Origin of the sequence: Rhizobium acidisoli (assembly GCF_002531755.2) — a bacterium.
Classification (GTDB): domain Bacteria; phylum Pseudomonadota; class Alphaproteobacteria; order Rhizobiales; family Rhizobiaceae; genus Rhizobium; species Rhizobium acidisoli.
The window spans coordinates 85,607-110,185 of sequence record NZ_CP035002.1; the positions used below are offsets into that span (position 1 = coordinate 85,607).

At 57.3% G+C, this 24,579-nt stretch carries 20 protein-coding genes and 2 pseudogenes; 8 read left to right on the plus strand and 14 right to left on the minus strand.

Annotated elements, in window-relative coordinates; all coding sequences use genetic code 11:
- Positions 1-23 precede the first annotated feature (23 nt).
- The 7 genes and pseudogenes from CO657_RS32860 to CO657_RS32890 all read right to left on the minus strand — a co-directional run bounded on the left by CO657_RS32860 (position 24) and on the right by CO657_RS32890 (position 5,014).
- Positions 24-1,214, minus strand: coding sequence for an NADH-quinone oxidoreductase subunit D (locus CO657_RS32860; protein WP_054185781.1), 1,191 nt, complete (start codon positions 1,212-1,214; stop codon positions 24-26).
- Positions 1,215-1,245: 31 nt separating this feature from the next.
- Positions 1,246-1,688: pseudogene (locus CO657_RS32865) on the minus strand (NADH-quinone oxidoreductase subunit C); the annotation flags it as partial.
- Positions 1,689-1,776: 88 nt separating this feature from the next.
- Positions 1,777-3,367 (minus strand): annotated as a pseudogene (gene tnpC, locus CO657_RS32870) (IS66 family transposase).
- 51 nt (positions 3,368-3,418) lie between these two features.
- On the minus strand, positions 3,419-3,772 hold the full coding sequence (gene tnpB, locus CO657_RS32875; RefSeq protein WP_054185782.1) for an IS66 family insertion sequence element accessory protein TnpB: 354 nt from the start codon (positions 3,770-3,772) through the stop codon (positions 3,419-3,421).
- Positions 3,753-4,181, minus strand: coding sequence for an IS66-like element accessory protein TnpA (gene tnpA, locus CO657_RS32880; protein ID WP_082366373.1), 429 nt, complete (start codon positions 4,179-4,181; stop codon positions 3,753-3,755). Before tnpA ends, tnpB begins: the two co-directional genes overlap by 20 nt.
- 43 nt (positions 4,182-4,224) lie before the next feature.
- Positions 4,225-4,479 (minus strand): hypothetical protein, encoded by a 255-nt coding sequence (locus CO657_RS32885; protein ID WP_128715648.1) that lies wholly within the window; start codon positions 4,477-4,479, stop codon positions 4,225-4,227.
- A 106-nt stretch (positions 4,480-4,585) separates the two neighbouring features.
- The gene (locus tag CO657_RS32890; protein WP_054185784.1) at positions 4,586-5,014 is read right to left on the minus strand and encodes a DUF983 domain-containing protein; all 429 of its coding nucleotides are present in this window, start codon (positions 5,012-5,014) and stop codon (positions 4,586-4,588) included.
- Between the two features lie 273 nt (positions 5,015-5,287).
- Here CO657_RS32890 and CO657_RS37805 point away from each other — a divergent pair, with 273 nt between their 5' ends.
- A complete protein-coding gene (locus CO657_RS37805) occupies positions 5,288-5,578 on the plus strand; it encodes a hypothetical protein (protein WP_054185785.1) in 291 nt (96 codons plus the stop codon).
- Positions 5,571-5,870 (plus strand): hypothetical protein, encoded by a 300-nt coding sequence (locus CO657_RS32900; protein WP_054185786.1) that lies wholly within the window; start codon positions 5,571-5,573, stop codon positions 5,868-5,870. Before CO657_RS37805 ends, CO657_RS32900 begins: the two co-directional genes overlap by 8 nt.
- A 55-nt stretch (positions 5,871-5,925) precedes the next feature.
- On the opposite strand, the gene CO657_RS32905 is transcribed toward CO657_RS32900, so the two are convergent.
- From CO657_RS32905 to CO657_RS32940, 7 genes are all read right to left on the minus strand, one after another.
- Positions 5,926-6,168: a hypothetical protein gene (locus tag CO657_RS32905; RefSeq protein ID WP_054185787.1), complete on the minus strand. Its 243-nt coding sequence runs from the start codon at positions 6,166-6,168 to the stop codon at positions 5,926-5,928.
- A gap of 800 nt (positions 6,169-6,968) precedes the next feature.
- Positions 6,969-8,006 carry a GDP-L-fucose synthase gene (fcl, locus tag CO657_RS32915; protein WP_054185789.1) on the minus strand — a complete coding sequence of 346 codons (1,038 nt, stop codon included), beginning with the start codon at positions 8,004-8,006 and terminating at the stop codon, positions 6,969-6,971.
- Positions 7,999-9,102, minus strand: a complete 1,104-nt coding sequence (gmd, locus tag CO657_RS32920; RefSeq protein WP_054185790.1) for a GDP-mannose 4,6-dehydratase — start codon at positions 9,100-9,102, stop codon at positions 7,999-8,001. The genes fcl and gmd overlap by 8 nt, the downstream gene beginning before the upstream one ends.
- A 64-nt stretch (positions 9,103-9,166) precedes the next feature.
- A complete protein-coding gene (locus tag CO657_RS32925; RefSeq protein ID WP_054185791.1) occupies positions 9,167-11,371 on the minus strand; it encodes a GumC family protein in 2,205 nt (734 codons plus the stop codon).
- The gene (locus CO657_RS32930; RefSeq protein WP_054185792.1) at positions 11,368-12,510 is read right to left on the minus strand and encodes a glycosyltransferase; all 1,143 of its coding nucleotides are present in this window, start codon (positions 12,508-12,510) and stop codon (positions 11,368-11,370) included. The genes CO657_RS32925 and CO657_RS32930 overlap by 4 nt, the downstream gene beginning before the upstream one ends.
- A complete protein-coding gene (locus tag CO657_RS32935; RefSeq protein WP_054185793.1) occupies positions 12,504-13,604 on the minus strand; it encodes a glycosyltransferase family 4 protein in 1,101 nt (366 codons plus the stop codon). The genes CO657_RS32930 and CO657_RS32935 overlap by 7 nt, the downstream gene beginning before the upstream one ends.
- On the minus strand, positions 13,601-14,551 hold the full coding sequence (locus tag CO657_RS32940) for a glycosyltransferase family 2 protein (protein WP_054185794.1): 951 nt from the start codon (positions 14,549-14,551) through the stop codon (positions 13,601-13,603). The genes CO657_RS32935 and CO657_RS32940 overlap by 4 nt, the downstream gene beginning before the upstream one ends.
- 619 nt (positions 14,552-15,170) lie before the next feature.
- Here CO657_RS32940 and CO657_RS32950 point away from each other — a divergent pair.
- The 6 genes from CO657_RS32950 to CO657_RS32975 all read left to right on the plus strand — a co-directional run bounded on the left by CO657_RS32950 (position 15,171) and on the right by CO657_RS32975 (position 24,414).
- Positions 15,171-16,490, plus strand: a complete 1,320-nt coding sequence (locus tag CO657_RS32950) for an O-antigen ligase family protein (protein ID WP_054185806.1) — start codon at positions 15,171-15,173, stop codon at positions 16,488-16,490.
- Positions 16,487-18,610 carry a right-handed parallel beta-helix repeat-containing protein gene (locus CO657_RS32955; RefSeq protein WP_054185795.1) on the plus strand — a complete coding sequence of 708 codons (2,124 nt, stop codon included), beginning with the start codon at positions 16,487-16,489 and terminating at the stop codon, positions 18,608-18,610. The genes CO657_RS32950 and CO657_RS32955 overlap by 4 nt, the downstream gene beginning before the upstream one ends.
- Before the next feature lie 524 nt (positions 18,611-19,134).
- Entirely contained in the window at positions 19,135-19,992 is an 858-nt protein-coding gene (locus tag CO657_RS32960; protein ID WP_054185796.1) for a WecB/TagA/CpsF family glycosyltransferase, read from the plus strand.
- Positions 19,993-20,006: 14 nt separating this feature from the next.
- The gene (locus CO657_RS32965) at positions 20,007-21,500 is read left to right on the plus strand and encodes a sugar transferase (protein WP_054185797.1); all 1,494 of its coding nucleotides are present in this window, start codon (positions 20,007-20,009) and stop codon (positions 21,498-21,500) included.
- 39 nt (positions 21,501-21,539) lie between these two features.
- Complete coding sequence (locus tag CO657_RS32970) at positions 21,540-22,580, plus strand: UDP-glucuronic acid decarboxylase family protein (RefSeq protein WP_012560043.1); 1,041 nt, start codon at positions 21,540-21,542, stop codon at positions 22,578-22,580.
- 4 nt (positions 22,581-22,584) lie between these two features.
- Positions 22,585-24,414 carry a glycosyltransferase family protein gene (locus CO657_RS32975; RefSeq protein ID WP_054185798.1) on the plus strand — a complete coding sequence of 610 codons (1,830 nt, stop codon included), beginning with the start codon at positions 22,585-22,587 and terminating at the stop codon, positions 24,412-24,414.
- The last annotated feature ends 165 nt before the right edge of the window (positions 24,415-24,579 follow it).

Consider the following 24,579-nt stretch of genomic DNA (forward strand, 5'->3'; position numbering starts at 1 on the left):
TGGACCGCCGAATTTCGATGGCATCATCGATCCACCTCGCCGAAAACGATGTCAAGCGAGCCTAGAACGGCCGATATATCTGCCAGCTGGTGGCCGCGGCACATAATGTCCATTGCTTGCAGATGGGTAAAACCCGGTGCCCGAATCTTGCAACGATACGGCGCATTTGTGCCGTCCGCGACCAGATAAACGCCGAATTCGCCTTTCGGCGCTTCCACAGCCGCGTAAACCTCACCTGCAGGGACTCGGAAGCCCTCGGTATAAAGCTTAAAATGATGGATCAGCGCTTCCATAGACCGCTTCATCTGTCCACGTTTGGGTGGCACCACCTTGCCGTCGCTCGACGTAACGGGACCCGTGGCGGCATTGCCGAGCAGCCGCTCGACGCACTGCACGATGATCCGCACCGACTCCCGCATTTCCTGAATCCGGATGAGATAGCGATCGTAGCAGTCGCCATTCTTGCCGATGGGGATGTCGAATTCCATCTCCGAATAGCACTCGTATGGATTCGCGCGCCGGAGATCCCACGCAGCTCCCGAGCCCCGGATCAGCACTCCGGAAAAACCCCACGCCCAGGCGTCTTCTAGTGAGATTACACCAATGTCGACATTACGCTGCTTGAAGATGCGGTTATCGGTGAGAAGCCCGCCGATATCAGCAAGCGTCTTTGGAAAGGTTTTGCACCATTCGCCAATATCCTCGACCAAATTGGCGGGGAGATCCTGATGAACGCCGCCGGGCCTAAAATATGCAGCATGCATGCGTGAGCCCGACGCACGTTCGTAGAACACCATCAGCTTCTCCCTTTCTTCGAAGCCCCACAGAGGCGGCGTGAGGGCGCCGACATCCATGGCCTGAGTAGTGACATTCAGCAGGTGGGAGAGGACGCGGCTGATCTCCGAATAGAGAACTCGAATAAGCTGTCCTCGATAAGGCACCGCGACGCCGAGCAGCTTTTCAACCGCCAGGCAGTAGGCATGCTCCTGGCACATCGGCGCGACATAATCGAGCCTGTCAAAATAGGGTAATGCCTGAAGGTAAGTTTTTTTCTCGATCAGCTTTTCCGTGCCACGATGAAGCAGCCCGATATGGGGATCGACCCGCTCAACGATTTCACCATCCAATTCCAGCACCAGACGCAGGACCCCATGGGCGGCAGGGTGCTGGGGGCCGAAGTTGATGTTGAAATTTCTAACATCGTGCTCTGTCATCGATCTGCTCCTGAGCGTTCAAAACGCTTCCCTACTGCTCTGGTGGCTCGACGGTCGTTTTCTCGTCGCCAGGCAGATGAGTCCCCTCCCACGGCGAGAGAAAATCGAAGTGCCGATATTCCTGCTTCAGTTCCACCGGTTCGTAGATCACGCGCTTGGCCGCATCGTCGTAGCGCACCTCGACGAAACCCGTCAGCGGAAAGTCCTTACGCAACGGATGTCCTTGAAACCATAGTCCGTCAGGAGGCGGCGCAGGTCAGGATGACCCGTGAAGAGGATGCCGTACATGTCCCAGGCTTCGCGTTCGTACCAGTCCGCACAGGGAAAAAGCACGCAAGCGGAGGGGACGGGCGTGTCCTCGTTGGCGGAGAGTTTAACCCTGACTCGCAGGTTTTGAGTGGGTGACAGAAGATGATAGACGACGTCAAAACGTTCCGTCCGAGCTGGCCAGTCGACGCCGCAGATGTCTAGGAGACAACCGAAAAGGCGTAAGCGCGATTTTCGCTGCACGTTGACGCCAACCCGTTGATTGGTTCGGATCAACGTTTGGAACCGTATTGTGTCAGGCGGCTTCGGTTCTGGCGAAGTTGAACGGCAGCAGGTCGACGATGTCGGCCCTTTCGTCCCGCTGCGCCAACTCAGTGAGCACGTAGCGCAGCCAGGTGAGTGGGTCGACGCCACAGGCGCGGCAAGTGAGCATCAGACTGTAGATCACTGCGCTGGCCTTGGCTCCGTCGGCGGTGTCGCTGAACAGCCACGATTTTCTTCCGGTGGCAAAAACTCTGATATCGCGTTCCAGAATGTTGTTATCGATCGGCATCCTGCCGTCGCTGGTGTAGCGTGTCAGGTAATCCCATTGGTTCAGGGTGTAGGACACGGCGTCGCCGAGCTTGGTATCCGGCACGACCTTCGGCGCGATGGCGTCGAGCCACGCCTTTAGGGCGTTCAGGACAGGCAAGCTGTGCTGTTGGCGGAAACGGCGAATGCAATCAGCCGTCGTCTCACCGGCATCTGGGGTTTTGTCTCTTGCCTGCTTTTCGATCCGGTAGAGCTGCTCGAAGAACCGGAGTGCCTGTTCCGGCGGTCCGCCTCCATTCTTCCGGGTTTTGAGAGCCTCGACGAAGCGCCGTCGTGAATGAGCCATGCATCCGACATGGGTTGCGCCATGCAATGTGCGCCACGCGGTGTAGCCATCGGTCACCAATATGCCGCGGTAGTCACCGAGGAAGGTCTGGGGGTGGATCTGGCCTCGGCCGGGCTGATAATCGAGCAGTACGATTGGCTGTTCACTATCCTCGCCACTGCGATAAGCCCACATATACGATGTGCTGGTGGCCTCCTTGTCCTTTTCCTTCAGGACCTGGACTGTGGTCTCATCGCCATGAATGAGAGGCTGTGATCGCAGCCGCAGTTTCAGAGCGTCATAGATGCGATGCAGATGCTTCTCGCTTGAACCGATGACCCAGTGAGCGAGAGCGCCGCGGCTGATCGGCACGCCGGCCCGCTCAAATGTCTGCGCCACGCGGTAGAGCGGTGTGCCATCGACGTATTTGTGGACGAGCGCGAAGGCTAGCGTCGAAGCGGTAGCGATGCTGCCCGGCAGGGGCTGCGTCGGCATCGGCGCGATCACGACGGGTGTGTTGATCCCGGTGCGGTCGCAATGGCGGCAGGCATATTTGAACCGGACGTTCTGCAGGACCTTTGCCTTGACTTCGATATGAAGCTGCTCGGTAACGGCCTCGCCCATGCGATGCATTTGACTATCGCAGCACGGGCAAGCCTTCTGATCGTCGGGAAGGTCATATTCGACACGCTCACGCGGCAGATCTTCCGGCAGAGGTCTGCGGCCGCGCTTTTTTCCCACGGCGCTCGCGACCGCCGGCAGGCCCGTGTCCGGGAGATCGACAACGTCATCACCGTCGCCGCTGTCATCTTCGTCGACAGCCTCTTCGGCTTCGTTGAAGAGGCGATCAACGTGCTTTTCGCTGCGCGGTGCAAAGCGATGCAGCTTTGCAAGCGCCAGCTCCTCCTCAAGGCTTTACGACCCGCTGCGAGAGCGCTTCCTTCTCGGCTTTGAGCGCAGCGATTTCGGCAGCATTGGCTGCCAATTGCGCCATCAGTTCTGCAATGCTCGGTTCGCCGGTGCGAGTCATCAGATTCTTGAATCTGAACTGCCCCTGCACGTCAATCGCTATTCGCCATCCTCAGCCGGCGACCTGATACTGCCGCACCGGATGGCGGATCATCGCATCGATATCGATGCCGTCGAGAATCCAGTGGAGCTGTTCTGTCGTCAGCACAACGACCGGCACCTCGCGGCGGGGCCATCTGAACTTGTCCTCGGTCAACCGCTTCAGGATCAGCACAAAGCCGGACCGGTCGAAGAACAAAAGCTTCACCCGGTCGCGACGGCGATTGCAAAAGGCAAAAACCGCAGGAGCAAAGGGATCCAGCGCCATCGTCTCCTGGACCAGGACAGCAAGGCTGTTGATGCCGGCCCGAAAGTCGATCGGCTCGCGATGCAGGTAAACCTTGAGATCAGCGCCAAGTCTGAACATGACCCAGCGCTCCGATGATTGCCGTCAATGCATCTACGTCACCGCATTCCAACGTCAGCTTCACGCCGTTCGGCAGTGACGCGCTCACCTTCGCTGGAGAGGGCAGCGGCCGGTTCCTCTCTGCTTTCCGAGGCAGCTCTTCACCGAACCCAAACTCGTCTCTGGCCGCGGTGATTTGCACCGGAATAAAAGACGATGTCGAAGACGGCGGCGACGCAAGCGGCTGGGTGTGCTTCCGTATCCATTTCCAAACGAGGTTCGCGTTGACCCCGTGTTCGCGCGCGAGTTTCGATACCGATACGCCAGGTTCAAGGCAGGCCGCAATAAGGCGGTCTTTCGAACTTTGATCGAAACGGCGTCTCCCATTCCGACCGACCAGCCGCACGGCAAGTTTTTGACTTTCTTCCATGACTTGGTGTCCACCTATTTTGGTGGACACCTCATGCCAAAGCTCACTCAATTGCAGAAGGTGCGGGGAAAATCGCGCTTACGAAAAGGCAGCGGTCGTCGTCGCGCAGGAAGCTCAAAAGCTCAATCAGGTGATCCTTGTCTGTTAGGAGAGTGAGTTCTCCGCATTTGAACTGGCGGGCGCGAACCGCATCCGGGCGCATTGTGAGGATGTGTGATGCGAGATCAGTTAGCTGCTCGGTCAAAGGCTTCTCCATCCGCTCGAAACAAATGCCGACCCCGAACTCGCCGCGGATCATCGGGTTCCCGGTCATGTGAATAAACTGGCTGCTCGCTGCTTGGAGGAAGGCCTGCCGTAGCAGTCAGAGATAACGGCCCTGCCCTGGATATCGCAATCTGAGACGCTCAGTCTCTAGCTCTTCGCTCCGCTTCCGAAGCGTGCCACTCGGCATCGATCCTGCCCTCTGCGGCTTTATGGAAGAACTGCGAGCAAACGAGCCATCCCTTGAGCGGGCGCAGAAGGAGGACGCACGCAAGTACGGTAGCCGGAAGCGTGACCAGTAGGTGCACCCAGATATGCGGTTCAAATGCAAATTGGATCCAGAGAGCGGAGGCGAGGGCGGGCACGGCCGCGATACTCATCGCGAAGAACGCCGGACCATCGGCTGGGTCGGCAAAGGAATAATCCAGATCGCAGACGTCACAGCGGGTGGCAAGCTTCAGGTAGCTCGCGAAAAGATGGCCGCGCTGGCACCGCGGGCAGCGCCCCAGCAATCCGGTGAGTGCGGGGTTCGTCGTTACTTGAAATTGGCTGGTCTCGTCGCTGGGTTCCATTTTCACCGAACTGCGCCCAGCGCATCGAGTTCCCAAAGTCATGTCGTTTGGACCGTCAGTGATCAGCTCGAATCCGACGAAATGTTTGATCGGCAGCGATCCCACGCCGACACCGTATTTTCTTCGGCCCGCCGAACCTGTCCGCGTGCGTTGTTTTACTCCGCTGGCGATCAAGAATATGCGCGGCGACCAGGATACGTACGCTTCCGTACCCGCGGTTGAAATCGGAAATACGACGGTTAGGATCGGCTGACGTAATGGGGAGGAATGCGGATGATCCAGCATTCAGGGATTACGAAGCCTGCCCTGCAGCCTGATGACGTCGCTATGCTAAAAACGGTGCTCAGGCAGTGGTGTCAGGAAAAATCGTGCGACATTTGCAGCCCTGCGGCGCAGCACGTTGCACGGGAGCTCGTCTCCTGGTTCGAATGCGGCATTCGCGACCAGCATAAGCTGAGCGGCCTAATGCGGCACATGCATCTGGAGGTGAGGAGTTTCCCGCATAGGCCCGTTGGCCCGCGGCGAGCATCGCAACCCGCACTATTCGGGGGGTATAATGATTAAAAGTAGCCGTATTGCTTCGATGGCCGCGGACACGTCCGGTCTGAGTTTTCCAGATCGGCAGATTGCCCTTAGGCAAATCATCGATGACCTTCAAGATTTACGCGACAACGTCGCCGGCGTCTCTTCGGATCGACGCCCGGCGCTCGATCGTCTGCTTCCGATGATCCGCGCCTCAATTGAGTCAATTGCGAATGCCGACGACGATTGTTGGAGAAACATTATTCGAGAACTCCTCCAGCTCCGCGCGACGTTGCTTCGCCTCAAGGCTGACGCAACTGGGACCCGCCATTGATCCTCCTAGTGTGGGCGCTGAGCGAACATTTGGTCGAGGCCGCGGTATAATCGCGCTATCTCATCACAAGCCGGTGCGACCGGCCTTGCCATTGCTTGAAAGGCCGCATCATCTGGCCGGGAAATCGTCTTTCGATGGCGCTTTCGATCAGCACGATCTTTGCGAAGACCTCGTCCGCCGGCCAATCCGCTTCGCCGCAGGCTTCGAGGTCAGCCATAAGTTCAAAAAGCTCATCATTCGTCATGGTCACAAGAGCTGAGGCGAATTCTTGCTCCGCGACAGCCGCAAAACGGGTCATAGTGCACCTCCTGCCCAATAGAAACTATAGTTTCATTCGCAGCACGCTCACCGGCGACTGTCGCGTTACCTTCCCGGTAGATCCTTTACGGTCGTCGCAGCCGCCGGAAGCTTGTTTTGTGATCCCTCCCTATCGGACGCACGCAAGGGCGCGGTTGGCGCATTGCCGACATAAAGGCCCAGCCCCAGCGCCCCGAGGGCAACGACAAAGGCGCCGGCAATTGCAAGGACCGAGTGCCGGCCATCCTGTTTGATCATGCCGAAAGCGAGAGCAATTCCGAGAAGTGCTGCTCCTCCCGCGACCGCAAAAAGCCAAAGATAGTTCATCATCGTGCTCCCGATATCCGCGCGCCAAACCGGGAAAGATGACGAAGGTTCCCACACGACGTCGACAAACGGCGCACCGTACCCTCGGTCGAACTCTTATTCTATTTGTTTCGCACCAGGAGCCGCATGCGCGCCTCACCGTCAATCGGTGGTACGCGTTCTTGCGGCTCCGGCCAGCCAACGGCACATCAAGTCCTCGATGCCTGCGCAAATGAGGATCCAATGGGAACCGGTCCGACCTATTAGACTATCTGTGCAATAGAGCGACAAGCGACATCGGTATGTCGACCGCGAAGAAATCCATTGCCGCACCGATAATCACCGCCCACACGACTATCAGGAAAATGAGCGCTGCAATCCTTATTTCTACTGGTTGCATTATCTGCTCCATCCCAGCAAATGCGTCCCCCCGGACAAAGCTTTTTATTCCTCGCGCTAGTTCGCTATGCGCGGGTAAGCAACCGTAGCAAGCGTCTAAACGTGCAGCGCCGAAGTCTCGGCTCTCTCCAAATCGATGTCGTTTCGCCCCATCACGTCTCCGGCCATAAATTCGTTGCTGCTGCGTTCGAGATAATGGCCATCCAGGAAGGAGCGATAGGCGTCTTCGATGCCCTCCTTCAAACCTATCTTGGGAAACCAGCCGAGCGTGCGAAGCTTGTCGACGCTCATGAGTTTACGCGGCGTGCCGTCTGGCTTGGTGAGGTCGCGCCTGATCTTGCCCTTGAAGCCAACGACCTTGGAGACGAGATGCGCCAATTCGAGGATGGTAATGTCTTCGCCGGAACCGACGTTCACATGACTTTCGGCGGAATAGGTCTTCATGAGATGGACGCAGGCGTCGGCGCAATCGTCAACATGCAGGAATTCACGCCGCGGTGTGCCCGTACCCCAGATGCATATCTCTTGCTGCCCATTGATCTTGGCCTCATGCGCCTTGCGTATGAGCGCCGGCATGACATGGCTGGATCCGAGGTCGAAATTGTCCTCTGGACCGTAAAGATTGGTGGGCATGGCCGAGATGAAATCTCTACCGTGCTGTTTGCGATAGGCTTGGCAGAGCTTCAGTCCGGCGATTTTGGCGATCGCATACCATTCGTTCGTCGGCTCAAGCGATGCAGTCAGAAGTGCGTCCTCGACGATCGGCTGGTCGGCGAATTTCGGATAGATGCAGGACGAGCCCAGAAACATCAGTTTTTCGACGTCAGCTCTATGGGCCGCGTGGATGACGTTGGCTTGGAGAATGAGGTTATCGTAAAGGAAGTCGGCCGGATAGGTCGCGTTGGCGAGAATGCCGCCGACCCTTGCAGCAGCCAGGAAGACAGCGTCGGGACGATTCTTGCTCATCCAGGCTTCCACCTGCTCCTGCCGCCTGAGGTCGGCCTCGGCACGGGTCGCCGTCAAAATCTCGCAGCTCTCCGAAGCAAGACGCCGCACGATCGCAGAGCCGACCATGCCGCGGTGGCCCGCGACATAGACCCTTTTTCCAGCAAGGCTGTAGATCATCTCAGGCATAAGCAAAACCCTTGGTTACACCTGCCGAGGGAACATTTCGTGCCATGACTTTCAGGTCCTCGCGAACCATTTCGGCCACCAGCTGATCGAGACTGCTCTCATGTTTCCAGCCAAGCTTCGTGTGCGCCTTCGTCGGGTCGCCGATCAAAAGGTCAACTTCAGTCGGACGGAAATAAGCGGGATCGATCTCCACCACACACCGACCGGATGTCTTGTCGTATCCCTTTTCCTCAACGCCGGTCCCACGCCAATCAATTTGCATGCCCACCTTGGCAAAAGCCTTGTCGACAAAGGACCGAACCGAGTGCGTTTCGCCGGTTGCAAGGACATAGTCCTCCGGTTCGTCCTGTTGCAGCATCAGCCACATGCCGCGGACATATTCTCGTGCATGTCCCCAATCGCGCTTGGCATCCAGATTGCCGAGATAGAGCCTTTCCTGCAGGCCAAGATGGATCGCCGCCGCCGCCCGGGTGATCTTGCGGGTCACGAATGTTTCGCCGCGGATCGGGCTTTCATGATTGAACAAGATGCCGTTCGAGGCGTGCATGCCATAGGCCTCGCGATAATTGACCACGATCCAATAGGCGTAGAGCTTGGCGGCCGCGTAGGGTGATCGAGGGTAGAAAGGCGTCGTTTCGCTCTGCGGGACCTCCTGGACCTTGCCGTAGAGCTCCGAGGTGGACGCTTGATAGAAGCGGGTCTTCTTGGTCAGCCCCAGGAGGCGAATGGCTTCGAGCAGCCGAAGGGTGCCGGTTCCATCCGCGTTTGCTGTATATTCCGGCGTCTCGAAAGAGACTTGAACGTGACTCTGTGCGGCGAGATTGTAAATCTCGTCCGGCTGCGTTTCCTGAACGACACGGATGAGATTCGTTGAATCTGTCATGTCGCCGAAATGCAGGATAAAGCGAGGGCTCTCGATGTGGGGATCCTCGTAGAGATGCTCGATGCGACTGGTGTTGAAGGACGATGAGCGGCGCTTCAGGCCGTGAACGATATAGCCTTTCTCCAGCAGCAGTTCGGCCAAATACGCGCCGTCCTGACCTGTTATGCCCGTAATCAGCGCAACTTTTCGGTTCTCTCTCATTCCCGTATCCATGGTTCCTCCAACTCGATACCAATCCAGAAGAAAATTGAGCGTTTAAACATCATGTATGATGTATTCATGCTTTGAATTTGTAGTATTTCATCAGGGATTTCGAAAATAATTCCGAGTCGCTGAAATTATACAATGCGTGCTTTTCGGGGTTTACGTTGTTGATCGCGACGATGATTTCCGAATTTCGCGAGCTTTTCATTTGCTGCAGGCTGAACTCGAATGCGCGGCGGCTCGTCTTTCCCCATCTAACGATTGCCAGCGTTCTTTCCGCTAGGGCGGTCAAATGCACGGTATCCGCCGAGGCGAGCACAGGCGCGCTGTCGAAGATGACAATCTGGCCGGCCGCGACCGCCATCTCGATGATTTCTGCCAGGCCGTTCGGACGGACCCGCCGCTGGAGACTGAATTTTCCAGATGGAATGAAATCGATGCCGCTTGGATGGTGGTAGACGATGTCGCGGAAATCGGCCTGACCGTTCAGGAATTCGTTCAGTCCGCACATGACCCCCGACCTGAAAAACGCATCGAGTTTTCCCCGTCGGAGGTCGCCATCGACCAGCAGCACCGGAATCGCGGCAGCGGCAAGTTCCATGGCCAGCGATCGCGCGACAAGCGACTTGCCATCTCCGCTGTGAGCCGAAGTAACGACAATACTGTTCGGCAACTTGCCGCCATTGGACTGTTTGAGTGAAAGCACCACGGTACGGATTGCTTCGTCAAACATCGGGACCGGCATATGTGCGAATATCGTCTTCGAATTTTCACTTCGCGCCAGACGCGGGATAAGTCCAGCCGGTATGGTGCGTGCAATTCCAGCAAGCTGGTCGAAACTGCGGACCGACCGGTCCCACATTTCGATCACGAAAGCAGCCGTCACGGCTGCCGAGACTGCAGCCAGGAGGGCGCCTATCAGATAGGAAAGCCGTCCACGTCCCTGTGAGACGAGCGGCACTGAAGCCGGTGAGAAAACCTCCAATTCCGCCCCAGGCAGCATGGCCTTGGCGGCAAGGTCACGGCGCTGGTCTTCGAGTTTGTCGAGCGCCGCTTGCTCCTTTTCGGCAATACGCTGCAGTCGCGTCAATTCATTCTGCGCCAGGGCATCGCGTGTGCGTTTTTCCTGAGCGCCAGCCAGGATGGACTGCACGGCGTTGGCTTCATGTTCAAGTGCGGCGAGCTTGGCACGCATTGCCTGCAGATATTGTTTGGTCGCAAGGTCGAGATCGATACGGGATTGTTCGATCTTCTTACGCAAATCCACGACGGCCTCGGCATTGCCGTCATATGTCTCAAGAAGACGGGCGAGATCTTGTTCTTGTCCGTGAAGATCGCGTTGCTTTGAGGTAATGCTGTCCGGGACAATGGTGTTCTGCACCGCGACCGAAGCGTTATCCGTTGCCTCAAGCGCTGAAATCGTCGCCTTTACCTCAACCCGGCTTTCCTCGATTTTCCCTTCGCGGCCGGTGAGTTCCAGGAGTGTTTTGATACGTTCATCCTGAGCGTCCTCTTTCGAGACGATGTCCATCGATTGTTGGTAGTTGCGGGCAGCGTCGCGAGCAATATCCGCGCGAACCTGCTGTTCGGTGATGCGCTGTCGGATCCATTCTTCCGCTAAAACCAGGCGGCCACTGACACTACCCTTCCGCTCATCGAGGTAAATGCTGACGAGCCGATTCGGAACCGCTGCAGCGAGTTCAGCGTCACTCGCAGTGAAGTTGATCTGGATCACTTCACTCTTGTCATCGTGCCACACGCCGAGCGCCTGATAATATTCCGGGATTGTGGCGTCGATGCCGTCTCCCACCGGCAAAGCGGGTTTTTTCGTGTCGAATAGGCTGCGCAGCTTTGCCCGGATCCTTTGAATGAACGAGACCTTCCGTAGCGCTGGATTGAATTCCGGCTGCATGTTAAGCCGCATTTCGCGAACGACTCGCTCTGCGATGCTTCTGGATAAGAGCCGCTCAGTCTCCGATTTCACGTCGAGCGCATCACCGCGGCTGGTATCGTCCCCACCAAGTGATGTCGCGAGAGGCTGGTGGACAATCAATCGGGCCAATCCCTGATAGGTGGGCTTCAACCCGGAGATCGTCGTCACCGCGGGCACCATCAGCAGCACGGTTATCGTGATGATCACGATCATTCTTCGCCTGATGAGACCGAGGATGGATGCCAGATCGAAGGTATCCGCCTTGGTCTCAACCTGAAAGCGAGGATCATAGCGCATCGGCGAGATCGGAAGATTGCGGTCCGGCGGAAGAGTGGAAATCGTCATCGTGCGCCAACCATTGCTTGAGGTTTCGCGGAAACGGTTTCGTATAGTTTCTCGAGCGACCGCATATAGGCCTTCATGCTGAAATGGTTGAGGTAATGCATGCGCCCCTGCACTGAGAGGCGGATGCAGGTTTCCGGATCGGTCACCAGTTTTGCCAAGGCTGCAGCCAAAGCATTCGGATCTCCGACAGGGACGAAGATCCCGGTTACACCGTCGGTAATGACTTCCTCATGCGCCCCGACACGCGTGGTGACGACGGCGAGCCCGTGGGACAGCCCTTCGAGCACGGCCATTGCCAGACCTTCGGCGTGCGAAGGTAAGACCAGGATATCTGCACGCGCACACAGGGCTCGCGCCTCGGCGGCGTCGAGCCAGCCGGGCATCTCTACCAAATTGGAAAGCGCCATGGCGTCAGCCTGACGGCGATAATCCTCGACGGGCCCGTCGCCTGCCAATACAGCCCTCCACTTGAGGTCTTTCATGACGGGGTGGCTGAGGGCCAGCAGAAGCTCCGTGACGCCCTTGCGTTCGCTCAACCGGCCAAGGAATATGATCACCGGTGTCTGGCCGGCGTGAATATCGTGCGCCCCGGGATCGGGAACGCAATTATGGGCAATGACCGTGCGTCGCTCGTCAACGCCCAGAAGGGTCGTCAGCGTCATGCGATCCCGCTGGCCCAGCGCCACAACACAATCGGCATTCTGAAACATCCGACGGATGAGCCGTTGTTGGCGCGGCGAGCGTTGCGCAAAGTCGCCGGCATAGTCGTAGTCGTGCAGATGCAACATGTGGCAGCATCCGAATAATCGGGCAGCCTCCGTCAGGATCAGTTTTCGCGACGTGCTGCCGCGGCCGGCGATATGGATATGGTGAATGCGGTCGGGTGCAACGATTCGGTCCTTCGCCATCGTCAGGATGGCGCCGAACAGGCGCGCCGGCGACGTCAATTTCGACCATCGCGCCCCTCTCGTATCGGTGACGAAATGTTTCGCGCCGGTCTCTTTCGCCGTCTCTGTTATATAGCCGACCAGCCTGCCAATGCCGCCGCCGTTTTCGCAGCCGCCCGGAACATAGTGGCGGACGCTAGCCGCGCTCCGTGGCGCCAGCCGACCTCTGTCCGTGAGGGTTTCCATCAGCATGCCCCGACCACCTCCCGATAAACGGCCGCGGCCTGGCCGCCGACCCGTTCCGGCGAATTCGGTCCTTTGGCCCATTGAAGCGCATTGGTGCCGAACTTGTTTCTAAGGTCGCCGTTGTCTGCCAATGTGCTGATCGCTGCCGCGAGCTCTTTGGCATCTCCGGGAGGGACCACCATTCCCAACCCGTTGGGCTGAACGGTGCCGCCCAACTCGCCGACATCCGTAACGATGACCGGTTTGCCAAATGCGGCTGCAAGGTTGAGCACGCCGCTTTGGGATGCTTCCGTATAGGGAAGCACGACGATGTCCGTGTCGAGGAATAGCTGGGCGACCTCCATATCCTCGATGAAACGATTGCGAATATCGTAGCGGCCGGCATCCCCCATAAGCGCCTGGAATATCCGCGGGTCGTCGCCGCGGCCCGCGACCGTGATGCGCAGGTTGGGGAGCACGTCCTTGAGCATCGCTTCGGCCCGGACCAGATGTTCCAGGCCCTTATAGGCAAAAATCCGCCCGAACAGCAGCACGCGAATGGTTCCATCGGCTTCGCGCGGCGTCATCTTCTGTCGCCGGGCCAGTTCCGCGTAGCGAAGGATAGAGGGATGCGACAGGACATGGACGTGATCGGCGGATTTCGCGTATCGATCGAGAACCAGTTGCTTCAGTCCCTCTCCGTGGACGACAAGATGTCCGGATTGCCTCACCATCAGTTCGGGAGCCCAGCCGGGCAACGTACGCGTCTCCATATCGCCGGGATGGATTTCCACGTCATGGATGGTCGTCACAAGCGGGATCGGGCGCCAGAACGGCACGGCGAGGTTCAGCCAAAGCGTCGAATTGCTAAGGAGATGAATAAGGTTCGGCTGTTCCCGGCGGATCAAACGCGTCAGCTGGTATAGAAACCAGGGATTGGAGAGAGAACGATGTCTCGGCCAGTCGAGAAGGTGCAGGTCGACAGCCGGATCGAAGGAAGAGGCGAGATGTGCATAGCGCCGGCGCGGCACGGCAAGCACAACGTCCAGGTGCTGGGCAACGCCGCTGGCGAAGGAGATGGTATAATCTTCCAGTTCGGAAACCAATAACAGCGCCTTCATTCCGCTGCCTCCGACAAGCCTACATCAAGACCGAGCCGTGAGAGGCCGCGCGCCGAGCGCAGACTATCGCGCGTGCGCCTGAGCAGGTTCGGTTCGCCGGCAAAGAAGAGGCCTTCGATCGCAAGCTTGAACCGGCTGAGAGCATCGGCGCCCTGCAGCTTCGCCGACGCAACGCGATAGGGATAGTGATCTGCCAGATGCAGTCTTGCCGGCAGTTCATGGGTTGAGAGAAACAGGTTCGTTACCTCAACGATATGCCGCCAGTGCGTCATCCGCCGCCGTAGCGTGGTGGCATCCTCGGTCGAGCGATACCAGTTGTTGTTGTGGATGCGGTAGAATCCAAGCGGATCCGGCATGGCAATCACGTCCCCCAGAAACGGATAAATGCCCACGAGCCAGGCGTCGGCTGATATGCGGAACTGTTCTGGAATGCTGCCTGCAGCATCCCATGCGCTTCGACGTACCGCGACGGCCGACGTCATCGGAAACGGCCACCAACCAGCAGATCGTGTGAGTCGTGGCGACAACGCGCCGGAACACAGGGTTCGAGGGATCGGCTTGGAAGTCGGTGTGCCATCGACAAGCGTCGGCTGCAGTCGATGATAAACCAGCGATGCCTGAGGATTGGCGCGGAACGCAGCAGCCGTCGCTGACAGCTTGCTCGGCGCCCACCAATCGTCGGCATCCAGAAAACACAGGATCTCGCCCACGCTTGATCTCACAGCGGTATTGATCGCAGCGGCCTGTCCTGCGTTCTCCTGAAAGATCACCTTTACTCGGTCGTCATAGGCTTCCAGAACAGATCGCGACTTATCGGTCGAGCCGTCATCGACGACGATGATCTCGACGTTGCGTGCGTCTTGGCTCAACACGCTATCTAGCGCCCGCCCGACGAAGCGAGCGTAGTTGTAATTATTGATAAGAACACTGAGGGCGGGCCGCTCCATGACGCGCTCTCAGGCGGGCTGCCGCGATGCACCGCTGTGCAGCGCAACTTTGCTTAAGAGGTCGCCCTTTGCGAAGCCATCGCGGTTTGGAACGGTGATATCCAAAATACCTTTTCGGCGGAACCACATTCCGCGCAGAGCCGATGAGATCGCTGCTGACAATGCCACGACGAGTAGAGCGCCCGTCGTGTTGCATAGAGAACTAGGATCATGACGCAGAAACATAGCAATCCTAACCTTCCAGGCTTCGACTGCAGAGATAGACTCTGTCAGAATTGTTGCCTCATTGCAGTGGAACCGCGGCTTACCCACCACGCTTCATAAGACATTCATCGCAACGGTAGCGATGAACGGACAAGCGCAACATCTGCTCTTAAGGGCAATTCGCGGACATGAAGACCCGCCTTTTGGGTAAATACCGGCTGAAAGCTTAGGCCCAACATCGACTTTGGGTGGAGGCAGGGTGCATTAGGCGTAGCCCGCCCTTCACTAGGACAGGTTGACCGCGGATGTGGCTGGATGATTGCTTGAGAGCAGCGCAGCCACCAAGGCCGACAGCTGTTTTTTGATCTGCCGCGATCGACAGTCGCTTGTCTGTTCAATTCAGTCGGGACGGATAATGAGAGTAGATAGCCTTAGAACTGCCAGCGGACCAACCATCAGTTGGCGGGTCATAGAATGCTGGGGCGCCGGCATATCCCTTTTTGTTCAGGCAGGCGCCTTTCTGCCTCTTGTCCTTTCAGATGCGGACGGAGCGCTCAGCGACTCTGCCAGATCCATCCTGCGTCTTCCTTGCCTTCCTATATATGCATTTACAGCCGTGATCCTGATACGCAATTTTCCGCAGTTTCTAACGGCGCTCAGGCGAAATCTGATTGTTCCCCTGATGCTTGCCTTGCCGTTTTTGTCGACCCTGTGGTCCATAGAACCGCCAACGACCTTGAGGCGCGCAATCGGCCTTTTGTTTTGCGTGCTTCTTTCCTATGTCCTGGCGATACGTTTCACGCCAAGGCAGCTGTTGTTCCTGGTATTTGTAACGCTCGGAACCTGTATCGCCCTCAGCGTGGTTATATCAGTGGTGTCACCAAGCCTCGCCAGTATGCCGGATGGTGCTATGCGGGGCGTCTTCATTCACAAGAACGTGCTTGGCTGGTACGCGTCTTTGATGATCTTGGTGGCGACGGCCGTGCTGATCGACGGGACGTTCGGCCTGCGGCGAACCGCGTTAGTCTTGTTGGCGGCGGGTGTGATTTGCCTGGCAAGCTCCGGATCGATGACCGCGATCATTGCAACGTCGGTGGCGTTTTGCCTGATCGGCTTTTATTCCCTGCTGCAAAGAAGCAGCAGCATTGGCCGCGTCGTCATTGTCCTGTTTTTCGTTCAGCTGTCTCTCGGCATTCTGATTTCGCTTCACGAGTTCCTGGTTCCGGCCCTTGAAGCGCTCGGCAAGGACGCGACGTTGACGGGTCGTGTGCCATTGTGGGAGCTGGTTGATCGCGAAATATCCGACCGCTGGATGCTTGGCTACGGTTACCAGGTGTTCTGGACAGTTGAGAACCCGGAAGCGACGCATATCTGGCTACTGCTCGGATGGGCGGCGCCCCACGCGCATAATGGGTACCGCGATATCTTGTTGAACTTTGGAATCATTGGAATGATTCTGTTTGTTCTGATGGTTCCCTATGCAATCCGCCAGGGCGGGTTCCTTCAATGTCATGATCCGCAGTACGGGTGGCTCTGGCTCAATGTCCTTACGATCATGATTGTGGTGATGAACCTGACCGAAAGTATTTTTTTCGTTCAGAATGACGCCATCTTCATCCTGTTTACCACAGCCATCATCATGTTTTCGCTGTACGCGCCCGTCGTTTCGGTTAGCCATTCACCATCTTGGCAGGCGCCCAAGCGTGCCCTTACCAGCGGGTTGCAGACATCATGAGACGGCGTTTTGGACCGATCCTGAGCATTTCTGTCATGCTCTTTCCGCAGTCCAGCAATCCGGCTCCAGTTGGGGCAGAGATAGATGCGCCCGAGCGCCTGCAGATGCTCGTCAGGGAGGCGACTTGCGCAGAAGCTTCCGCGGCTATGTCAGCCAAGTTGAATGGGACCTCCTTAAGCGACGTATTGAGCAGCAGCACCGGGGCGCGGACGATATTTTACGTTTCTCCCGATGGCAAAGACAGCTGGAGCGGTCTCCTTCCCACCGCAGATCAGCAGGGTGGCGACGGTCCTTTCTCCAGCATTGAAAGAGCCCGTGATGCTGCCCGTGAAAAAGGCGGCGCCAACACCATCGCGTTGGGGAAAGGCGATTACTACCTTACTCAGCCGATCGTTTTTGACGCCCGCGATGCGGGCTTGATCCTGACGGCGAGATGCGATGAAGCGCCGATTTTGCATGGGGGGCTGCGCGTTGACAACTTTGCGCAGCAGGGCGATGGCCGGTGGACAGCGCCACTGAAATTGCCGCCGGATGAAGGGGTCGGTGACCTTTTCGTCAATGGGATACGACAAACCAGGGCTCGATTCCCCAACGCCCCTGTAGATGGCGATCCGCGCAAGGGATGGTTGTTTGCCGCAAAATGCCAGCCTCCGATCGACGTGTCGCAAGCAAACACGCGCTTTTGTTTCCATGCCGGCGATCTTCCGGCAGTGGACGATATAACCGGACTAGTCGCAGACATCGTTGGCGGGTATCAACCCGGAAGCCAGTGGGGCAATGATACGCTTCCAGTTGTATCCATCGATGGCGCCGGCCGGACTGTCTATACGAAAGGCACAAACTATTTCTTTACCGCGGAAGGTAGCCGCTATTTCCTTGCCGGAGCGAAGGCCTTGCTCGATGCGCCCGGAGAGTGGTGGTACGACCTTGTCGCGGGCCAGCTTCATTATATCCCTGTCGATCAATCATTGCCCAATTCCGTGGTCGTTGCTGGCATCCTGCCGACATTCTTCAAGTTGGATGGGGCCAATGGGATGGTCGTCTCAGGGCTCGAGTTTAGAGACGGAGCTCCTGCAGGCAGCGGCAAGTTCTATACCGAAACCAGAGGATTTGGCGCCATACGGATCGAACACGCTGATGGCGTCAAGGTCCTCGGCAACAGCATCGAGAATGTCGGAGTCGGGATCCATGTGACGGAAAGCAAGGATGCGTTGATTGCCGGCAATGTGATTGCGGATGTGGCTGGCAACGGAATATACGTCGGCACAAATTATGGCACATTCGGCAAGTCGAACGGGGCCAGGATCCTGTCAAACCATATCCATGACATCGGAACGGTTTACATTGAAACGGCCGGAATATGGTTCCAGGCGGCTGATAATGTCAGGATCGCCGATAACCTCATCGAAAACACGGCGCAGTTCGGAATTGCCGGCGGATCGCTGTGGGGTTCCAATGACGCCGTCTATAACGCTGTCATCGAGCACAATGTGATCCATAACGCCAATCAGCAGACGGCAGATGGCGGCGCCATCAAGATGATGGGCGAGCAGGGCGACCCTCTGAACAGCACCATCCGCTCCAATCTTGTGACCGGGACCGGTCATCTCATGAACAGGGCTGATGGGACGTTCTGGCCTCCCGGATATGAGAATACCAGTGAATGGCCGTCTCCAATCAGTTGGGCGATCTATACGGATGGGAAGGCGAGTGGGCTGCGCATCGAGGGAAATACCCTCTCGGGCAATGTCGCGGCGATCGGTATCAACGGCGGTTGGAGCAACTTGGTGGCGGGAAACGTCATCACACACGGATCGGGCGCGGCTTTTCGCGTTGATGACGGCACCGGCAGGGGTTGGCGTCCGGCATGGGCACGCCCTAATCGTATCGAGGAGAATATTGTATCGGTTGACAGTGACAGCGGCATTGTCGCGGATGTAAACGCTCCCGATCTTGGGCTTGGATTTGTGCAATTCGCGCGCAACCGCTACAGCGGCAACTTGAACAACCAGAGCTTCCGAATAGATCCGAGGATCATGCGTTCAGGAGAATTTGGCAGCCTGGGCGATCTTCAGAAGGCTGGAACGGACACCGGGAGCGTGGTCGCGCCGCCCGAGTGACAAAAGACGCCGCGACGAGAGGCGTTTGTGGCGATAAAGCCGGCAAAAAGGCGTGCCGATCCGCCGAATGATCGTTCACGTCAAGGTAAGCCGCCGCCAAATCCGAGACCGTGCTAGGCTCCCGTCAACCAGGGTCGGCATTTGTCCGGCATGTTCGATCCGCACATCAATTGACGGCATCCCCCGGTCCGGGTTCGTATACTCTCTACCAGCCCCTGCGATGAGCTTTCGGTCGAACCTTCAATTCGCTGACCGGGCTTCATTCTGTTCATGGAAATAGAGCGCGATCCTCTGAGGCTTTGTACGCCGCGAGGGCGAATTTCTTCTGCGGCTCTGTGGTCATCAAAAGGAGTGCAACATGGCAAGCCGGGGGTACGCAGACTTACTTCGAATATCGTACGTCATCTCGGCGTAAGACGTAAACATGAAGTCTCTTCTACGTCCAATAGCTGGAGCGGCAAGTATGGAGGCAATCGACCTGCCGGGATATTCTGATGACAGTTTCAGTCGCGAAAGCGTAGGTCATGAGAAAACAACCGGTAGGCAACAGCCCAACTTCAGTTCTTCATCCGGAGGGCTCCTTCGGATGGACGAATGTCCTTGGTGTTCGCGTCTCGGCAGTCAATCTCAAAAGCGCGACCGGATTTATTCAAACAGCTATCGAAGACGGCAGGAAGGAATATGTCTGCGTTCGCGACGCGCATGGCATCGTCCGATGTCAGGATGATCCCGAGCTGCGGTCGATCCATAACCGGGCGTTCCTCGTAACCCCCGACGGCATGCCGCTTGTTTGGGCGCTGCGGAAGGCTGGTCATGCGGAAAGCGACAGAGTCTATGGACCTGATCTGATGCTATCCGTTTTCGATGCCGGCAGCGCCAAGGGCTTGCGCCATTTCCTTTATGGTGCAACGGCCGAAACGCTCGAACAACTGCAGGCGCGCCTTCTCGCAAAATTTCCGCAAGCGCAGATCGTCGGCTCCTATGCGCCGCCTTTTCGCAAGCTGTCGACGCAGGAGGAGGCAGATATTGCCGACCGGCTCAATCGGTCGGGCGCCGATATTATCTGGGTTGGGCTGAGCAGTCCCAAGCAGGAACTCTGGATGGCGCATATGCGCGACCGTCTGGAAGCATCGATGCTCATCGGCGTCGGAGCTGCGTTCGATTTCCATGCCGGCCTCAAGCGGCAGGCTCCGAGGTTCATTCAAAGAAGCGGCTTCGAATGGGCGTTTCGTCTTCTGTGCGAGCCGCGGCGGCTGTGGCGGCGCTATGCGCTCGTCGTGCCGACCTTCATCTCACTGTCAGCATTCCAGAGACTGGGACTTCGGAAGTTTCCGATTGAAGACGCCATTTCTGGATCGGGCGTGTCGGGACAAATGCAGTAGAGGGGTAAAGCGTCATGTCCATATTTGTGCCGTCAGCCATGACACGGGGTCCGTCGAAGGCATCCGCATCAAATGACATGACATCGCGGGCGATTCCGGCAGGGTCGGTGCCGCCCATAGCAGCCAAGGCCACCGATGTCTTTGTACCGGCAGGGCTGAATATGCCCGTCGCACTGCGGCGCTGGCTTCCACGGCTTGCAACGTCGTCCTTACTGGTCGCCGGCGACACCGTCAGCTATTTGATTGCCTATTTCGTTCTCCTGTCCTTTCTTCCCAGCGGTTCGGAGGGCACGTTCGTGGAACGTGCGTTCACGGTCGCCGCACTGGCTGCGATTGTTCTTTACGCATCGGCCGGCCTCTATCCCGGATATCGGCTGCACGACCATGAACATCTGCGGCGACGCACTTTAGCTGCCGTCAAGGTGGCTGTCCTGGCGGCATTCGGGGCAATTATCCTGCCGGAGGGGGGATGGCTGCTGTTTGCCATCATCGCGTTCCTCGGTCTCGGGCTGATTGTTCAGCCATTTGTGCATTGGCTTGCACGAGGTCTATGCTGGAGACTTGGAATTTGGGGGGAGCGCGCGGTTGTCATTGGGGGACGAAACCTTGCTCCGGCGCTCGTGGCACATTTCACCGATCATTGGCAGTATGGCATCAGGCCGGAGCCATTTGCCCCCGATACCTTGGACGCATTGCCGGGTGGCGGGCCATCCATTGCCTTGATCGCGGGCGACACGGGCTCGCTGGCGTCCGGCTTGCCGGCGCTGCGTCGGAAGTTCGCAGAAGTGATTTTGCTGTCCGACACACCGAACCTCAAGGTAAGTGGATTGCGACCTGCCGATATCGGCGGAGAGATCGGCATTCGCCTGACCACCGGTGGGAGTTCGATCAACTCGGATCCGGTTCGCCGGATCCTTGATCTCGCAATCGCCATCCCCGCAACGATCGTGGTCGCGCCATTCATCGCGATTGCAGCGGCCGCAATCTACGCCATCGATCCAGGTCCTGTCTTCTTTCGGCATGCCAGGGAAGGGCGGTCCGGCAGGCCGGTGCACGTCCTGAAATTGCGGACGATGTACCAAGATGCAGAACAGCGCCTTGAAGCACTATTCCGAGACAACCCCGCCATGCGCGCCGAGTGGTTGAGCCACTTCAAGCTTAAGGACGATCCGCGCATCCTTCCGATCATCGGACATATGCTGCGCTCATCGAGCATCGACGAGCTCCCGCAGTTGGCGAACATCATTGCGGGCGAGATGGCCTTTGTGGGACCACGGCCGTTCCCGGAGTATCACCTTTCGGCGATGGACGGCGAATTTCGGGACAAGCGGCGTTCCGTCACGCCGGGGCTCACGGGCCTTTGGCAAATATCGGAACGAAGCGATGCGGATATCGAGCTGCAGCAGCAACTCGACGAGTTCTACATCGACAACCGGTCCCTCTGGTTCGACTGCCAAATTCTTCTCGGCACAATCCCCGCGGTCTTCAAGCGCAGGGGAGCCTGCTGACCACTTCCACGAGGCAATCATCAACAACGGAGCACATCAATGCACGGACACAAGAGAATTATGGTTACAGGCGGCACCGGATTTCTGGGATCATTCCTGTGCGAAAGGCTTTTGCGAGAGGGCAATGACGTCCTCTGCGTGGACAATTACTACACCGGTTCGCGCGACAACGTGCTGCACCTTCTCGACGATCCACGCTTTGAGATACTTCGCCACGACATTACCTTCCCGCTTTATGTGGAGGTCGACGAGATCTACAACCTCGCCTGCCCGGCATCTCCGGTCCACTATCAGCACGACCCTGTGCAGACGGTGAAGACCAATGTGCACGGCGCCATCAACATGCTCGGCTTGGCAAAACGCACCAAGGCGAAGATCTTCCAGGCCTCCACCAGCGAAGTTTATGGTGATCCGGCCGTCCACCCTCAACCCGAGGAGTATCGAGGCAGCGTCAATCCGATCGGCCCGCGGGCATGTTATGACGAAGGCAAGCGGTGCGCCGAAACATTGTTCTTCGACTATCATCGTCAATACGGTGTGGAAATCCGGGTGGCGCGAATCTTCAATACTTATGGGCCGCGCATGCAGACCAATGACGGCCGCGTCGTCTCGAACTTCATCGTTCAGGCGCTTCAAAACCAACCGATCACCATCTTCGGCAACGGCACGCAGACGCGCTCCTTCTGCTATGTAGACGATCTGATCGAGGGCTTCATCCGCCTGATGGGGGCGCCAGCCGGCGTTACGGGTCCGATCAATCTCGGTAACCCGGGAGAATTCCAGGTCCGGGAACTGGCCGAAATGGTCATCGAGATGACGGGATCGAAATCAAGCATCGTTTACAATCCTCTGCCGATTGACGATCCGACACAGCGCAAGCCCGACATCAGTCGCGCAAAGCAGGACCTGGGCTGGCAGCCGACGGTGAACCTGCGAGAGGGGCTCGAAAAAACGATCGCGTATTTCGAGTGGAAGCTTTCAGCCGGAGCCAAGAGCGCGCCTGTCCGGTCCTCGCGAAAGGCTTACACCTATCTGCCTACCCCGGCCGTCGGCCTTCCTGTTCAGGAAACCACACGATAGGCACATGGATAGCATCGTCGATCATCGCAAACCAAGGCTGGTATTCTTCCAATGGGACCATCAGCCCAATGCGAACGCCGCCGGTTATCTGCTGCTGCATATGCAGCAGCAGGTCAAATGCCTCGCCACACACTTCGATGTCGTCGTCATAAACCGCGACTGTGATTATGCAGAAATATGCGATCGGTACGAACCGGATCTGACGCTGTTTGAAAGCGGCTACCGGTCACACGGGTCACAGCGGATAAAAATTACCAACACCAATGCCGAAGTTCCGAAGCTTGGCCTTCACAACGCAGATCCATGGTGCGACCGGCGCAGTGGTTTCCTTTCCGATATGGAGCAATGGGGTATCGAGACATATTTCTCGATTGGAACCAAGACGCCCGAATACATGCCGGAGCTCAAGGATAGTCTATTCGTCTGGCCAAACTTCATCGACCCCGAAGTCTATCACGACTATGGCCAGCAGAAGATCATACCGGTCACGCTCACGGGCCAAGTCTATGGCCTTTACCCCTGGCGGCAGAATGTCTTCCCAATAATCCGCGACCGCTATCCCTGCCTCGTCTCGCCGCAACACACCTATGAGAGCAAGCTTGCTTCTCAGTTGTTGTCGGGAGAAGCCTATGCACGCGTCCTCAACGCGAGCTTCGTCGTCCCCACATGTGGTACTGCGGGAGGCGAGGTTGTGCGGAAGCACTTCGAGATCCCCGCGGCAAACGCCTGTCTATTGACGGAACGAACGCCAGCAGTTGAGGCCGCTGGCTTTTCCGATATGGAAAACTGCGTCTTTGCCGATCAGCATAACGTGGTTGAACGGTTGGAATACCTCTTTGCTCATCCCGATGAGATAAAGCGTATCGCGAAAGCTGGCTACGATTTGGTCCACTCACGCCATACGCTGAAGCATAGAGCGCAAATATATCAATGGTATATGCTGAACAGGAGCCTGCGATCCGGTGAAAAGATCGTCCAGCCCGGGCCCTTCGATGATCTTATAAAGGTCGAAAGCATCTCACAGCGAGGCAGCGTCCATGTTGTTGGTGCGGCGGGCGATCGCGCTTTGCTGAAGCAGGGCGATTTGTTTCTTGAACAGGGCAGGGTAGAGGAGGCCAAGAACTGTTATGACCGCTGCCTGGACTATGTGTCCTACCTGCCTGAAGCCAAACTCCGTCTTGCCATCTGCGCATTGCGCGACGGCGATGCTGATCGCGCCTATGACCTTTTGGTGAATCTAGTCAAGATAACGATGATCGACTATGGGGCAAGCGACCCGGATCCGGTCGAATGGGCATATTTTCTGCTTGCTTTGGTCTGCAAAGGGCACTTTGAGCAGGCGCGAAGGTTGCGGCACTTTTATCCGTCTCTGTCCCACGACGAACTCCGGCGCGTGTGCCTTATCCTCGATCAACCGGGTCGCGAAAGCAATCGGGTTGCCGCGGAACGGCACTGCAGCGATCGAAAAAGCATTCACCAGATTCCCAAGCGGAGCGATCACGAGTGGCTTTCATGGGTTGCCGATATTCTTGAGCGTTGTCAGAAGTCAGATCTTGCGAATGCTCTTCGTTACGTCCCACTTCCCGTGAACAAAACCGGCGGGCGTGAGGCACCTTTACGCGTCAAAAGTCATCTTTCTTGGCGCCCGCGATTTTATCTGGGCATTGATGGCCTATTGATCAAAATGGGTCTGAACAGCGTAAGGCCCAACGTGCCACCTCTGCCGGAGTTCGGATATCTTCGGCAGCTTGCACGAGGTCTGGTTCCCCGTTCGCAAAGAGGTCAGTTACGCAGGATCCGAATGGTGCTCTCCAAGCCTACAATTGGACGTTAGCAATTGCCACATGTATGCGAGGCTTAAAACTGAAGGTGCACGTCACAATTTCCGCTGAATTCGGCCGCTACCGCAAGGGGTGCTGCCGTGTCACGAAAGTTGCATCGGTGGCCGATTTGCTTTGCGGCCACCAACGAGATTTAAGGTCGTCTTTGCTTGTGCAGT

What these genes read in the sequence shown, in the direction of transcription:
- CO657_RS32860 (WP_054185781.1), bottom strand. Translation starts at nt 1,214, where the DNA reads ATGACAGAGCACGATGTTAGAAATTTCAACATCAACTTCGGCCCCCAG.
- tnpB (WP_054185782.1), bottom strand. Translation starts at nt 3,772, where the DNA reads ATGTTCAGACTTGGCGCTGATCTCAAGGTTTACCTGCATCGCGAGCCG.
- tnpA (WP_082366373.1), bottom strand. Translation starts at nt 4,181, where the DNA reads ATGGAAGAAAGTCAAAAACTTGCCGTGCGGCTGGTCGGTCGGAATGGG.
- CO657_RS32885 (WP_128715648.1), bottom strand. Translation starts at nt 4,479, where the DNA reads ATGATCCGCGGCGAGTTCGGGGTCGGCATTTGTTTCGAGCGGATGGAG.
- CO657_RS32890 (WP_054185784.1), bottom strand. Translation starts at nt 5,014, where the DNA reads ATGGAACCCAGCGACGAGACCAGCCAATTTCAAGTAACGACGAACCCC.
- CO657_RS37805 (WP_054185785.1), top strand. Translation starts at nt 5,288, where the DNA reads ATGATCCAGCATTCAGGGATTACGAAGCCTGCCCTGCAGCCTGATGAC.
- CO657_RS32900 (WP_054185786.1), top strand. Translation starts at nt 5,571, where the DNA reads ATGATTAAAAGTAGCCGTATTGCTTCGATGGCCGCGGACACGTCCGGT.
- CO657_RS32905 (WP_054185787.1), bottom strand. Translation starts at nt 6,168, where the DNA reads ATGACCCGTTTTGCGGCTGTCGCGGAGCAAGAATTCGCCTCAGCTCTT.
- fcl (WP_054185789.1), bottom strand. Translation starts at nt 8,006, where the DNA reads ATGCCTGAGATGATCTACAGCCTTGCTGGAAAAAGGGTCTATGTCGCG.
- gmd (WP_054185790.1), bottom strand. Translation starts at nt 9,102, where the DNA reads ATGGATACGGGAATGAGAGAGAACCGAAAAGTTGCGCTGATTACGGGC.
- CO657_RS32925 (WP_054185791.1), bottom strand. Translation starts at nt 11,371, where the DNA reads ATGACGATTTCCACTCTTCCGCCGGACCGCAATCTTCCGATCTCGCCG.
- CO657_RS32930 (WP_054185792.1), bottom strand. Translation starts at nt 12,510, where the DNA reads ATGCTGATGGAAACCCTCACGGACAGAGGTCGGCTGGCGCCACGGAGC.
- CO657_RS32935 (WP_054185793.1), bottom strand. Translation starts at nt 13,604, where the DNA reads ATGAAGGCGCTGTTATTGGTTTCCGAACTGGAAGATTATACCATCTCC.
- CO657_RS32940 (WP_054185794.1), bottom strand. Translation starts at nt 14,551, where the DNA reads ATGGAGCGGCCCGCCCTCAGTGTTCTTATCAATAATTACAACTACGCT.
- CO657_RS32950 (WP_054185806.1), top strand. Translation starts at nt 15,171, where the DNA reads ATGAGAGTAGATAGCCTTAGAACTGCCAGCGGACCAACCATCAGTTGG.
- CO657_RS32955 (WP_054185795.1), top strand. Translation starts at nt 16,487, where the DNA reads ATGAGACGGCGTTTTGGACCGATCCTGAGCATTTCTGTCATGCTCTTT.
- CO657_RS32960 (WP_054185796.1), top strand. Translation starts at nt 19,135, where the DNA reads ATGAGAAAACAACCGGTAGGCAACAGCCCAACTTCAGTTCTTCATCCG.
- CO657_RS32965 (WP_054185797.1), top strand. Translation starts at nt 20,007, where the DNA reads ATGTCCATATTTGTGCCGTCAGCCATGACACGGGGTCCGTCGAAGGCA.
- CO657_RS32970 (WP_012560043.1), top strand. Translation starts at nt 21,540, where the DNA reads ATGCACGGACACAAGAGAATTATGGTTACAGGCGGCACCGGATTTCTG.
- CO657_RS32975 (WP_054185798.1), top strand. Translation starts at nt 22,585, where the DNA reads ATGGATAGCATCGTCGATCATCGCAAACCAAGGCTGGTATTCTTCCAA.